This is a genomic window from Photobacterium pectinilyticum, assembly GCF_024357955.1.
GTDB classification, from domain to species: Bacteria; Pseudomonadota; Gammaproteobacteria; order Enterobacterales; family Vibrionaceae; genus Photobacterium; species Photobacterium pectinilyticum.
On record NZ_JANEYT010000029.1, the window covers coordinates 1 to 12,922 of the forward strand.

14 protein-coding genes and 1 pseudogene are annotated in these 12,922 nt (G+C 43.1%); 11 read left to right on the plus strand and 4 right to left on the minus strand.

Going from position 1 to position 12,922, the window contains the following annotated elements; all coding sequences use genetic code 11:
• Positions 1–126: pseudogene (locus NHN17_RS13445) on the minus strand (IS5/IS1182 family transposase); the annotation flags it as partial.
• Positions 127–562: 436 nt separating this feature from the next.
• On the opposite strand from NHN17_RS13445, the gene NHN17_RS13450 reads away from it, so the two are divergent.
• From NHN17_RS13450 to NHN17_RS13485, 8 genes are all read left to right on the plus strand, one after another.
• A complete protein-coding gene (locus tag NHN17_RS13450; RefSeq protein WP_255043081.1) occupies positions 563–1,018 on the plus strand; it encodes a tripartite tricarboxylate transporter TctB family protein in 456 nt (151 codons plus the stop codon).
• Position 1,019: 1 nt separating this feature from the next.
• On the plus strand, positions 1,020–2,528 hold the full coding sequence (locus NHN17_RS13455) for a tripartite tricarboxylate transporter permease (protein WP_255043082.1): 1,509 nt from the start codon (positions 1,020–1,022) through the stop codon (positions 2,526–2,528).
• 33 nt (positions 2,529–2,561) lie between these two features.
• Positions 2,562–3,488, plus strand: a complete 927-nt coding sequence (locus NHN17_RS13460) for a tripartite tricarboxylate transporter substrate-binding protein (protein WP_255043083.1) — start codon at positions 2,562–2,564, stop codon at positions 3,486–3,488.
• A gap of 370 nt (positions 3,489–3,858) precedes the next feature.
• The gene (locus tag NHN17_RS13465; protein WP_255043084.1) at positions 3,859–4,326 is read left to right on the plus strand and encodes an RpiB/LacA/LacB family sugar-phosphate isomerase; all 468 of its coding nucleotides are present in this window, start codon (positions 3,859–3,861) and stop codon (positions 4,324–4,326) included.
• Between the two features lie 99 nt (positions 4,327–4,425).
• Positions 4,426–5,427: a dihydroxyacetone kinase subunit DhaK gene (locus NHN17_RS13470; protein WP_255043085.1), complete on the plus strand. Its 1,002-nt coding sequence runs from the start codon at positions 4,426–4,428 to the stop codon at positions 5,425–5,427.
• 3 nt (positions 5,428–5,430) lie between these two features.
• Positions 5,431–6,066, plus strand: coding sequence for a dihydroxyacetone kinase subunit DhaL (dhaL, locus tag NHN17_RS13475; RefSeq protein WP_255043086.1), 636 nt, complete (start codon positions 5,431–5,433; stop codon positions 6,064–6,066).
• Positions 6,063–6,830 carry a triose-phosphate isomerase gene (locus NHN17_RS13480; RefSeq protein WP_255043087.1) on the plus strand — a complete coding sequence of 256 codons (768 nt, stop codon included), beginning with the start codon at positions 6,063–6,065 and terminating at the stop codon, positions 6,828–6,830. Before dhaL ends, NHN17_RS13480 begins: the two co-directional genes overlap by 4 nt.
• A 9-nt stretch (positions 6,831–6,839) precedes the next feature.
• Positions 6,840–7,676, plus strand: coding sequence for an IolE/MocC family protein (locus NHN17_RS13485; RefSeq protein ID WP_255043089.1), 837 nt, complete (start codon positions 6,840–6,842; stop codon positions 7,674–7,676).
• Positions 7,677–7,743: 67 nt separating this feature from the next.
• On the opposite strand, the gene NHN17_RS13490 is transcribed toward NHN17_RS13485, so the two are convergent.
• The 3 genes from NHN17_RS13490 to NHN17_RS13500 all read right to left on the minus strand — a co-directional run bounded on the left by NHN17_RS13490 (position 7,744) and on the right by NHN17_RS13500 (position 10,154).
• The gene (locus tag NHN17_RS13490; protein WP_255043090.1) at positions 7,744–8,838 is read right to left on the minus strand and encodes a ParB/Srx family N-terminal domain-containing protein; all 1,095 of its coding nucleotides are present in this window, start codon (positions 8,836–8,838) and stop codon (positions 7,744–7,746) included.
• Positions 8,839–8,971: 133 nt separating this feature from the next.
• Positions 8,972–9,652 carry a DUF3334 family protein gene (locus NHN17_RS13495; RefSeq protein ID WP_255043091.1) on the minus strand — a complete coding sequence of 227 codons (681 nt, stop codon included), beginning with the start codon at positions 9,650–9,652 and terminating at the stop codon, positions 8,972–8,974.
• 142 nt (positions 9,653–9,794) lie between these two features.
• Positions 9,795–10,154 (minus strand): glutathione S-transferase N-terminal domain-containing protein, encoded by a 360-nt coding sequence (locus NHN17_RS13500; RefSeq protein WP_255043092.1) that lies wholly within the window; start codon positions 10,152–10,154, stop codon positions 9,795–9,797.
• Between the two features lie 254 nt (positions 10,155–10,408).
• Between NHN17_RS13500 and NHN17_RS13505 the strand changes: the two genes are divergently transcribed.
• The 3 genes from NHN17_RS13505 to NHN17_RS13515 all read left to right on the plus strand — a co-directional run bounded on the left by NHN17_RS13505 (position 10,409) and on the right by NHN17_RS13515 (position 12,899).
• Entirely contained in the window at positions 10,409–11,410 is a 1,002-nt protein-coding gene (locus tag NHN17_RS13505) for a response regulator (protein ID WP_255043093.1), read from the plus strand.
• Positions 11,407–12,399: a sensor domain-containing diguanylate cyclase gene (locus tag NHN17_RS13510; RefSeq protein ID WP_255043095.1), complete on the plus strand. Its 993-nt coding sequence runs from the start codon at positions 11,407–11,409 to the stop codon at positions 12,397–12,399. Before NHN17_RS13505 ends, NHN17_RS13510 begins: the two co-directional genes overlap by 4 nt.
• A 161-nt stretch (positions 12,400–12,560) precedes the next feature.
• On the plus strand, positions 12,561–12,899 hold the full coding sequence (locus tag NHN17_RS13515) for a DUF3802 family protein (RefSeq protein ID WP_255043096.1): 339 nt from the start codon (positions 12,561–12,563) through the stop codon (positions 12,897–12,899).
• The last annotated feature ends 23 nt before the right edge of the window (positions 12,900–12,922 follow it).

Consider the following 12,922-nt stretch of genomic DNA (forward strand, 5'->3'; position numbering starts at 1 on the left):
GTGGTGCTCTTTGCAAAGCCAGGTATCGATAGCCGCTTCGTCCATCCAGAACGTCAATGAGCCCCGGTTGACCAGTGCTTGATTGTACTGCTTCCAGTTAGTGATCTTGCGTTTTGACTTACCCATCGGTCTGCTCCCTTCACTGTGTCGAGGGATCAGATCATCGCGCTACCAAAAGGTTCCCAGGATTTGTTCAACAACGCCATACCATTTTGCCGTCATTTTCATATAAAAGACGTTATGAATTGGCCTCGGAAATATACTTTTCCTGCGATTGGTAAAGGTAACATTAATTATTTTGAAATATTACCACACCTTTTGAGTAAAGATATTCCTTTCAGTTTTGAAATCCCCTTGAGGATGTCTAGACAGCTGGATGCAACACCAAGCCGTTCAGAAAATTCTGTACCACTCTCTGAAATACATAGCACTTTAAAACAATCAATTGAATACTTTCGACAGTCTGTAAGTGATATAGCTGAGTGCTAATACCTGATAGTGCGTACTTTAATAAAAATTAATAAAGATTAAACGTAAACTTGTCATATATAGAGAGGCGAGAATGAAACGTTATTTAAATACCAAAATAATAATTCCATTTATAACCTTAATGTTAGGTGTTATTTGGGTTTATTTTGGTATCACCCAATTTGGTTTTTGGAAAGGTACTTCACCGGGTAGTGGATTTTTTCCTGCAATAGTCGGTGTGCTAATTTCTTTGTTAAGTATATCCACGCTGTATTATGGTTTTAGTGAAAAGTTAGCTGAATATAATAAAACCAGCTTTTACCCCGTAATAGGTATGCTAATTGCTATTGCATTTGCTTTTATGTTTGGTTTTTTTCCATCATTGTTTCTATTTGTTTTGTTATGGCTAAAAATAGTTGAGAGTAAAAGTTTATCAAAATGTGCAGTAATTGCAGCGACAAATACAGCCGCGCTTTATTGTATTTTTTCACTATGGCTATCAGTTCCTTTCCCAATAGGCTTGGCCGTTGAAATGATGTGGGGTTATTAGTATGGATACGCTAACGTTACTTTTAGGTGGATTAAATAATGCGTTAACTTTTCATAATTTGTTGGCGGCTGCCGCTGGTGCTTTGCTAGGTCTAATGGTTGGAGCTATGCCCGGTATAGGATCGTTGGCTGGAGTTGCGTTATTACTACCCATTACGTTTCAGTTCGAGCCAGTAACTGGCATTATCATGTTATCTGCAGTTTATTACTCCAACATGTATGGTGGTTCGTACAGCGCAATTTTGCTAAATATTCCTGGTGATAGTCCTGCAGTAATGACTTCGTTAGATGGTTATCCCATGGCGCAAAAAGGGCGTCCTGGTAAGGCTTTATTTACCTCTAATATCTCTTCGTTCATCGGTGGAACGGTCGGGATAATCTTCCTTACCCTGTTGGGGCCTGCAATGGCGAGGTTTGGCTTACGGTTTGGTCCTGTGGAAATGGCTGCGTTGCTGATGGTTGCGATGACATCGTTGAGCTGGCTAATGGGTGACAGCCCAACGAAAGGAGTGATCACTACGTTAATCGGGATCATGCTAGCGACGGTCGGTTTTGATATTGTTGTCGGCACACCGAGGTACCACTTTGATTCGCTTTATTTTCTTGGTGGTGTCCCCTTTATTCCGCTAGTAATTGGTATGTTTGGCTTCTCACAGGTGATGGACCTGATGGAGAAGAAAGATCAAAAGGTTGAATTTGATAAAAAGCTGACTTTAAAGGACAGTATACTCAGCGCAAGCGAAATCAAGCGAATTGTACCAACAAGCCTGCGTTCTAGTTTGCTGGGTACTTCCGTTGGCGTATTGCCGGGAGCTGGAGCAACAACTGGCTCGTTTCTTGGTTATATTGCCGAAAAAAAACTGGGTAAAAATCAGAAGGAAATGGGCAAGGGGGCCATTGAGGGTGTGGCTGCTGCTGAGGCAGCCAATAACTCGGCAGCAGCATCTGCATTTGCACCATTGCTCTCGCTAGGGATCCCCGGTTCGGGCACCGGCGCTGTGCTACTCGGCGGACTGCTTATGTACGGATTAAACCCTGGACCACTGCTATTTACCAATGAGCCAGAATTTACTTGGAGCCTTATTGCCTCTCTGTACTTAGCAAATATTATTACGCTGCTAGTGGCACTTTCAATTATTCCATTCTTGGTGAAAATATTAAAAGTGCCAGTTAATATTTTAATCCCAATTATTTCTTCAATCTGTGTTGTAGGTGCTTATTGTGCCAGTAATTCATTTTTTGGTGTCTTTGTGATGCTCGCAGCTGGTGTCGTAGGCTATTTTTTGAAGAAAAATGATTATCCAATAGCACCGCTGTTATTGGCTTTTGTCCTGGCCCCAACACTCGAAACCAATATCAGAAGGTCTTTCCTTATGTCAGAAGGAAGTCCGATGATATTTTTTGAAAAGCCGATTTCAGCAGTATTAATGACTTTCCTGCTCATAACAATCATTACACCAATGATCAGGAAATACTTGAAGAGAAGAAAAGAAAAACTCTCGGTCGTTTAAGCGTGAAACAAGAGGAACAATATAATGAGAAACATGATGAAAGCAGCATCAGCTTCGCTTCTAGTTCTACTATCAGGTGCCGCCGTTGCATCTGACTGGTCACCATCAAGGAATGTTGAGTGGGTCAATACTTCAAGCGCCGGAGGGGGAACATCTATTTTTACTCAGTCGGCTATTGAGGTAATGCGCACTAATGAGCTGGTAGAGCGAAATGTTATTGTGAACTACAAAACAGATGGTGGTGGTGCGATTGGTCGGCGTGAGGTGGCAAATGATCGCCGCAGTAGAGGCCATATGTTGTTGACATTGAACTATGGAGATCTTGAACCTTATGTCAACATTGAAGGCGGTGATATCGGTAATTTTACACCGCTGGCAGTATTGGCTTTTGATAGTCAGGTCCTATTGGCCAGAGCGGATACTAAGTATAAAGATATCGACAAGTTACTGGCGGCCATGGATGCAAATGAAAGGCTCATGGTTGGTGGGTCTAAATCAGATGATGAAGCGATATATCAAGACCTGAAAAATATTGTTGGCGGAAATGTTGAATATATCCGTTCTAGTTCAACGTCAGAAGCCTTGACTTTATTATTGGGTGGACATGTTGATATTGCCATTGCTAAACCTGCCGCTTCTTTGGATCTTGTCGCCAGTGGCGAATTGATTCCATTGGTTTCATTCGGTGAAAAGCGCTTTGATAAACCTTTTGATACGCCAACGATGAAAGAAAAGGGTTATGACATTTCTTACAATATATGGCGTGGTGTTGTTGGTCCAAAAAATATGACTGATGAAGCCGCTAAATATTGGTCAGAGATTTTGGTGAAAGTTGCTCAAAGTGATGAGTGGCGTAATAACTACATTCGTAAATTCATGTTGCAACCTGTTGCGATGGACCATCAGGAAGCGTTGGAATATATGAAGGCACAGCAGAAGGTAATGGTTCAAAACCGTTAATATGTAGGGGGAGTCGTTACCCCTAAACGACTACGTGTTAATTCAAATGAACACTGTGCCTACAGAAGCAGCCTTATTTAAGGTTGCTTCTTTTTACTCTTTATATCCAGTAAATACCTCTCTTTACCAGCTTCTTACTACTATTTTGCCTGTTCATCTGTTCATCTGTTCATCTGTTCATCTGTGTTTCGGTTCTTTGCTTATCGAGCATTCGTGTGTTTATTGGTTGTAACCCAAGGCTGTGGCTGGAATTTGGTCGTTGTCGGGTTTATTGTGATCTATATAGCGTGTTCATAAGTTTTGTGTTGTTCATATGTACACCCCTGCTATTATTCATGTGTACACTGTGTGAACAAATGTTGGAGGCGATATGAAAATTGCAATTGGCTGTGATGATGCCGCGACTGAGTTAAAAACAATCATCACACAACACCTTGAATCATTACAAATTGACGTTACTGACTATAACGAAGGTCATGAAGCGTCAGAGCCTTACGCTGATATTGCAGCGCGTGTTGCGCTGGCGGTACGAGACGGTGATCCTGAACGAGGCATTATCTTGTGCGGAACAGGTATTGGTGTTTGCATTATGGCTAATAAGATCAGTGGTATCCGTGCTGCACTTTGCCACGATACGTTTTCTGCCGAACGAGCTCAACTTAGCAACAACGCTCAGATTATTACGATGGGGTCGCGTGTCATCGGTCCGGAATTGGCGAAAAGAATTGTATCTACATGGTTATCTTGTGAATTTGTTGATGGACCGTCGACCCATAAAGTCAATCGAATCGATGAATTGGAACGAGAAAATGCCGTTAACTTAACAGAAAAAGCATGAAGTTAAGTTAGGTTTGATTATGAAATAGGCTGTCACGGTTTTTTGTACATATGAGTGATATTAATCATATGTACAGAGCATAACGATAAGGAAGTAGCAATGCGGAAGCCAAAGAAACTGATCAACGAACCACTAAACGTTGCCAAGGAACAACTTGAAGGGTTAGTCGAAGCCACTCATGGCCAGTTGGAATATGTTGAAGGTGTCAGTGCCGTAATTCGTAGCGATATGCCGCAAGGTAAAGTTGCGATCGTCACAGGTGGTGGCAGTGGCCATGAACCACTTTTTGCCGGTTATGTCGGTCATGGCCTTGCAGATGCCGCTGCATTGGGGGATATATTTGCTGCGCCTGCTCCCAATATCATCTTGAAAGCGACAGAAGTCGCTGATCAAGGCAAGGGGGTCATTTATATCTATGGTAATTATGCTGGCGATAATATGAATTTTGATATTGCTGCTGAACTTGCTGATGATGATGATATTCGTACGCACACAGTTCGCGTATGGGACGATATTGCCTCTGCGCCATTAGAGAACATAAAAGAGCGACGTGGTGTTGCGGGTGATGTGTTCGTACTTAAGATTGCTGGTGCAGCCTCTGAGTGTTATGACGACTTCGATAAAGTGGTTGCAGTAACAGAGAAGGCTAGAGATAACACTCGCTCTATCGGGGTTGCACTTTCTGCGGGTTCGGTTCCGCAAACAAATACTTTCACATTTGAACTACCAGCCGATGAGATTGAAATCGGAATGGGCCTCCATGGTGAGCCAGGTGTTGCACGACGTAAAATGAAATCGGCAGATCTTGTTGTCGATGAATTGATGCAACAGCTGCTCGATGATTTACCTTTCTCCTCTGGTGATGAAGTTTGCTTGCTTATTAATAATCTAGGTGCATCAACATATATGGAAATGCTGATCGCCAATCGCCGAGTGGCTGAGATTTGTCGCAATCAGGGTATCAAAGTTTATGACACTCTCATTGGTGGTTATTGTACGTCTCAAGAAATGTCAGGTTTGTCTATTACCATGCTCAAGCTAGACGATGAACTAAAAGCCCTTTATGACCAGCCTTGTCATTCATTTGCTTTAAGGAAATAAGTTATGAACGTGACGCAATTAGTAGAAATGATGAAATTTGTCGCCAGCGAGATGGTGAAAAGTGAGCCAATGTTGACTAAGTTCGATCAGGCTATCGGTGATGGTGATCATGGAATTGGTATGGAAAGGGGGTTTGTTGCCGTCGAGGAGCTGCTAGCATCTTCACCGGAATACGCTGATGTTTCGGAAGCGTTTAAGGCTATCGGTACAACCATGATGGCATCAATGGGGGGCGCATCAGGCGCTATCTTCGGTACGCTTTTCCGTTCTGGTGCTAAGGCGATTAAAGGCGAGAAGACGCTAACAACACCGGTGCTATTAGCATTCCTGGATGCTGGCTTGGAAGCCATCTACAAGCGTGGCGGCGCGAACCCTGGTGATAAGACCATGATTGATGCCTTGGTTCCTGCGATTGAATCACTGCGCCAGACCCAGCCTGCTGACTTTGAACAAGATCTCCAAAATGCAGCAGATGCCTCTTATCGAGGTATGCTGTCAACCAAAGATATGATTGCGACAACCGGTAAGGCAAAAACGCTGGGTGAGCGTTCCCTTGGTCACCCTGACCCTGGTGCGATGTCAATGTCCTTGATCCTGAAGTTCATGGCTGATCATTGCAATGAGGCTGTGGCAGTATGAAGAAAGTTTGGATTGGTACAAGTTGGAAAATGAACGGTAATGCTGCCCATACGGCAGCTTATCTCGAGACACTGTTAGCAAAGGTTGAGCAGTACACAGATACTATCCAACCCTTTATCATTCCGCCATTCCCATATTTACAACAGGCCAGTCAGCAAGTACAGGGATCGGCAGTAAAACTTGGTTCACAGAACGTGGCCCACCTCTCATCGGGTGCTTTTACTGGTGAAGTCGCTGCACCAATGCTGAAAGAGTTTGGTGTTAGTGTCGTGGAGATGGGTCACTCAGAGCGGCGAAGTTTATTTGGTGAAACAGATGATTTTGTCAATAAAAAAGTCCATCAGGTACTCAACCAGGGTATGCAGCCTTTAGTATGTGTTGGCGATACTGCTGATGAGAAGCGCTGGAGTGTCTCTTCCGAATCAGTTGTAAGGCAAGTTAAAATTGCGCTTCATGGTGTATCAGATGCGGATGTTAGCAAGGTGCTCATCGCCTATGAGCCGGTATGGGCCATTGGTGAGCATGGGGTACCAGCCAGCGCAGAAGAGGCCGCTGTCATTCACACCGAAATTAAGAATAGGCTCGTTGAGCAACGTCCGGGTTTATCACGCGATGCCATCACCGTGATTTATGGGGGAAGTGTCAATCATAGTAACGCCGCGGAGTTGCTGGCTAAGGATGATGTTGACGGTCTCTTTATTGGCCGCTCTGCCTGGCAAGTTGAAGGTTATCTTCAAATTTTAGATATCGCCCACCAGCGATAAGGGGGATGTATGAATACGTTTTGTGTTAGTACAGCGTCGTATTCGGGTTACTCACTACCAGAAGCCCTAGCTTCTATTGAGCGGCTAGGGGAGAGAAATGTTGAGTTTGTGGCAGATCAGCTGTTAGCCCATGGCGAGCTAGATGTGTCAGCTGATTTTGTAAAAGAGGCTTTTCTCACAACAGATCTACATTGTCACTCTGTAGCAATAACCAATGAAACATTAGATTTTAGTGGCCACGCTGAAATTCAATCTTTGGTTACTTTCAGTCAACACGTTGGTGCCAAAGTTTTAGTACTCCCAGTCCCTGCGAATGATGTCATGCCTGATCTACTTGCTAATATTCAGTTCGTTAGCGAGCAATTTCCTAATAGCATTAAAATCTTGCTTGAAAATCGCGGGGATCAAATTGAGTGCGTTGTTCGTGGCGAGCTTGAATTCGAGCGTGTTGTTGCAATGCTGGAGAAAAAGGGGGTGGCCTTTGCTTATAATCCAGCGAATCTATTCTCTAATCAGCCGGGAGTAGATCTATTGCGTCATGCTTATTCATTGGTAAAAAATGCTGATTACCTTGTTGCTCAAGATAGTGTGATCAAAAATCGCCACTACTTACCTGTGCCTGTAGGAAAAGGGATCTGTCGATATGACGAGCTATTTGAACGCTTCCCATCAATGATAGAAAGTCGTTCAATCTCTATTAGGTATCCACATCGGCTTTACCGAAATTGTCATGGTGAGTATGGTTATCGGAACGTGAATATGTCGATTCCTGAGTTGGAAAAGCAGTTAATGCAGTCTATTTCTGATATCCGAATGGATATTAGTGAGAGCAAATTGCGACATTAATACCCATCATCCTCAACACCGGGGATAGTCTACCACGACATTGTTTGTTGACTCCCCGGCGGTTGAGTTACTTATTATTGCTGTCTTTAGGACTATTTTTAAGTTCGGCTTCTTTTATACTTTCGTCACTCTCTTTTTTATCCAGTTCCTCTTTTTCTTTTTGAGCTTCTTGCTCTTCTAGAATGGCTTTAGGCGTCGACTTCTCTTTTTTTGCTATGCGGTATGCCATAGCGAGACCAAAAGAGGAATTTTCATCTGTCACCAGTTCTTCGAGTGCTTTGCTATCTACTTGATCGAATTGTCCCATATCACTGGCTGTGCGATTGGATTTTCCTATTACTTCATCGTCAGGCAGATCAATCATGATGGTGGCCGCCTCTGTAAGAGCGGTGGCATATTCTTCAGGATCGTTGAGGTCATAATCGGAGATTTCCATATGCTGGCGAATTTCAAGAGCCCAATTTAACGCCAGGAATGGAATGGTAGCTGTTTTATTGTCCTTGCCATTGGGTTTTGGTGGCGTATAGCTAATTCCATTGAGAAAATGAACCAATGAGAGGTATTTGTCGTGCTTAAGCTGTTTCATACCTATGTATTCGGGTAGGTCTTTAGTTTTTATTTTTTCGCCTTTCTCATTGACTAACCATACTTCGTTATCATTGTTCATTTCTGCCCAGAAGTCCTCACCAGAGCCGAGCAGGTTATGGTTTACTTTCACCGTAATTGGAACGCTGGTGCCGCCATTTGGCATCCCCCAGAATGTCGACAGCATGGTCAACCCTTCTGTGAGGTAGAGAATACCTTCATTAGGGCCGACGACAACGGCGCTTAGCGCATCTTTGTCCTGCGCCGTTTTACCTGAACATTGATAAGTCTCAGGGTCTGTCGGCATGGAATTTTCATCCCATTTCTGTACCGCTTTAGCACCATTTAACCGACAGAGATCGTTGTACATATTTTTCAAGTCGGCTTTGTAGCGCTGGAGGTTGGCATAGATTTGGTCATAGTCTAGGACTGCTTGGGTTGGTAGCAATTGATCAAGAGTGACAGTAATGGTGTCACCGTTTTCAAGCTCGCTGTAATTGACCTTTTCGGCGTACGTTGGAAAAGGGGTACAAATAATTGCACTAAGAATAAGAGAGCAAAAACGCTGACGATACATAAACACAGCCTCTGACCATTTTTACAACAGTTTAGCAAAGCTAAGCCGATCTATTTGTTTCATCAATGAGTGGGATAGGCACAGCAGGCGAAGTTGCCTGCTGGTATGTCGTCAATAATCTTGAGGGAACCGGTTATATGCCAAGCTCATCGAGCAGGTCTAGATCGACCTGAGCAGTTGTTGATACTTGTTTGGACGGTGTACGAGAGCTATGTTGTGTAGCCTCGATGATGAGATCGGGGTCGCACACTTCATGTTGGTCAAACTCTTCCAGTTGGATGAATTCCGTTTTGTCCATGGCCAACTCTAAGTAGAAAATATTGTTCTTCTCGGTTGTGAAGCTTACTCGTCGCGCTTGTGGACGATCAAGATTCGTATCGACTGATAACAGTACTTGTTTGTTCAGAGCCAACATTTTGGGTTGATTCTGGGTAATTGATACCTGTAATTCACGGCGGATTTTTCCGGTAAAATCACCAACAACTTGGTTCATTAGCTCACCAAGTATATCTGCAACCTCGTCTGAAGAGTGGTGGATTGCGAGATCATCCGCCGACATGCCCATTTTCAGCATATAGTCTTGATACAGTTCTAAAGCAGCCTGATGCGAAAAGTTGGTTACAACAAGCCCGGTGAAGCCACCATCAAATAGAACAAAACACCCGATATCAGGTTTTAGGCTCGTTTTATTGATCTTTTGAACCATTGCCGAGTAACTGACTGGGCTATCGGTTGCCGCTGTCAGTACGGAGGAAAAGGACTGGCAAAGTTTTAGGAGGATATCGTCGGTGGTGATGACTTTGGTTTTTTTCATTGAGCTTTCGTGTTCTTAGAGAAAGAACGAAAGTGTGACATTTAAAGCGGAGAGTTGCACTGTAAATGGCTTAAGGATTGACGTAGTTCACTTTTTTACCCATAAGCCATTAACTTTTGTGTTGTTGGAGAATGCAAATCGGTTAAGCGAAGCGCTTTTCTAGATATTGGATAATATCATTTGATTCATACATCCATGTCACTTCACCTGATTTGTTCTCAATACGCAAGCAAGGCACTTTGCGCTTACCACCACCGTTGAGTAATGTCTGCTCGTTGTCTGGCTGTTTTGCATCAACGGTTTCTAGCGGCAGGTTCATCTTTTTCGCTGCGCGGCGTACTTTGACACAAAATGGGCAAGATTCGAATTGGTATAGAGCCATTGATTCTAGTTCTTTATTTATTCGTCGCTGATCGTCATGAGCGCGTTGTTGGGGTTTCGGAGAGAAAACAGCGTTGAGCAATAGAATGAGCTTGCCAAGAAGTAGGCGAATAAATTTCATTATAATAATGTCCTTTTGAGATATCGTCCTTTTTATCATACCCGTTAATCAAAATGCAGAAAACCACACGAATGATGAGGCTAATCTGTAATGCGTTATGATTTCGCTAAATTACTGAATTTATATATATCTATCAATTTTTATAAAGTAGATCCCTGTCACTAAGTGAATAATTTAATTCAGCTAAAAAATTTAAAGTTTAGATAAAAGCGTTATCATTATCGCTGTTGGTTAGTAATCTAGGTTATATCTTTGTGTCGCATAACAAAACAGTATTAATCTGTGATGACTCACGGCTCGTACACAGAGCAATTCAGAAGTTTTTCGGTGAATTCATCGACGTTACGTTGTATTTTGCAGATAACGGGAAACAAGCATTAGATTGTTTGGCTGAGAACGATATTGATGTGATGTTTCTTGATTTGACTATGCCAGTATTGGATGGTTTTGGTGTATTACAGCAACTCCCCGTCAATCAATATCCGACAAGAACGATTGTGCTTTCTGCTGATGTACAGCAACAGGCTATAGAACGTTGTGTTGATGCCGGGGCGAATTACTTTCTGGCTAAACCATTTTCGAAACAACAGCTATCCGCCACCTTAAAGAAATTAGGGGTTGTGCTTAATAATAAAGAGCAGCCCGTGTCTTTAGCCGTTGATCAGAATTCAAACAAAACTCCCGATGAAAGTGATTACCTCTATCAGTTTAAAGAAGTCGCTAACATTGCCTTAGGTAAAGGAGCGGCCATTATTTCTGATCACTGTGGAGAGTTCATCACTATGCCATTGCCTAATGTTGCGATGTTAGGGGCTGGAGATTTGGAAATGATGATCAGCAATCAGATTCAACGCCCAGACTCAACGCCGATTGCACAGCGTTTTGTGGGGGGGGGCATTCATGGTGAAGCATTGGTGTGCCTATATGGTCAAGATATCACTTTGTTTGGCAATCGACTGGGATTTAGCACATTCAACGGCAAACACAGTGAAGTCATGACAGATATTGCTAATTTGATGGTATCTTCCTTTTTGGTTTCCTTGTCTGAGCAGATGAATATTCCTTTTTCTATTCGTCAGCCCATCTGCCTTGAAGAGTATATGGTTAGAGGGTGCAGTGAAACGGCAAATAACGATCTCTTTACCATAGAGTACAGCTATCAATCTGAAAATCTGGATATGGCCTGCGATGTATTGTTTATGATGGAGAATGAATCGACACGAGTTATTAAGCGTTTTATGGAGACCCTATCGTGAATTATCCCGAGAGTTTATCTGATTTTCATCTTACTGTGCAGCTGATAGATAATATCGATGCGGGAGTCGTGATGCTTGATAGGGAGTACCGAGTAATGACTTGGAATACTTTCATGCAGGCTTATAGTGGGATCAGTGCTGATCAAATTATGGGAGAAAGCCTTTTTGAGGCAATGCCGGATTTACCGCAGGAATGGCTACAGAATAAAATCCAGTCCACATTTAAGCTCGGCACGCGCTCATTCAGTTGTTGGGAAGATAGACCTTACATTTTTAACTTCACCAATTTCAGCCCTGTGACGGGAGGAATGGAAGCCATGTACCAAAACATGACGCTGACTCCGCTTAAGGCGCTAGACGGTGAATACCGCCATATGTGTTTAACGATTACCGATGTATCGGATATTGCGAAAAGTAAGACGCATCTAAGGGAAAGCAATGCACAGCTGACTCATTTGAGCATTACAGATAAGCTGACCCAGTTGTATAACCGTGGGTATTGGGATTCATGTTTGGCTAATGAGTTTGACCGTTGCCGCCATACTCAGAGTGCGGCGAGTTTGGTGATGTTCGATATTGATCACTTTAAAAAGGTTAATGATACCTTTGGCCATATCGCCGGTGATGCGGTGATTAAGTCTATATCCAGCTTATTGAAAAAAGCAAAACGTCAATCTGATATTGCGGGTCGATACGGTGGTGAGGAGTTTGGTGTGATCCTCCCTGGAACGACGGCTGATTTAGCTCAGTACTTTACCGACCGATTGCGAAAGCGAATAGAAGAGTCGCTAGTGAAGGTAGATGTCCGAGATATCCGAGTAACTATCAGCTTGGGTGTCTGTGAGTGGGCTCCTTGGATGAGTTCTTACGAACAGTGGCTGGAATGTGCTGATAGTGCTCTGTATCAATCAAAGCGGCAAGGGCGAAACCGCTGTACACTCTACCAGCCAACAACGGAACAATGTGCTGCTATTCGCGAAATGTCGTAGAAAATTAAGGTGAAAATCATAATTCCAGCTATATTATCAGGCTGCTTTGTCATAAGATAATCTACAAAATTTCCTTTAAGCTATTACCGATAACAAGCGTATGCTGCTTAAACGATAATTGTGAATTTTAGTCAAGAATCAATGGAAGAGTAGATAGGATTATGGTTGTAGAATCTGAGGGTTATCACGCGCTTATTGAGTACTTTACAGAACACCTTTCTTTGTTTGAAAATGCAGAAGCAGAAGGGTGTGAAGAGACGGTTGAAGACGTAGTAACAGATATGATCGCAACCAATTTAATGACCGTTTTTTCGCAAAATCCAGATCTCGACGCTGACTTCCGCTTCAAACTAATGCAAGAAGCCGATGCGGTAATGGAAGACTTAAGTGAGGTGCTTGCTGGTGCTTGGAGCCGCTGTCCAACTAATGAGCAAGTACGCTTTCTTGAAGATTATGTTGGGCTGGTCAAAAACCTTTTTGACAGTGCGATAAGCCGATAAGCCGATAAGCCGATAAGCCGATA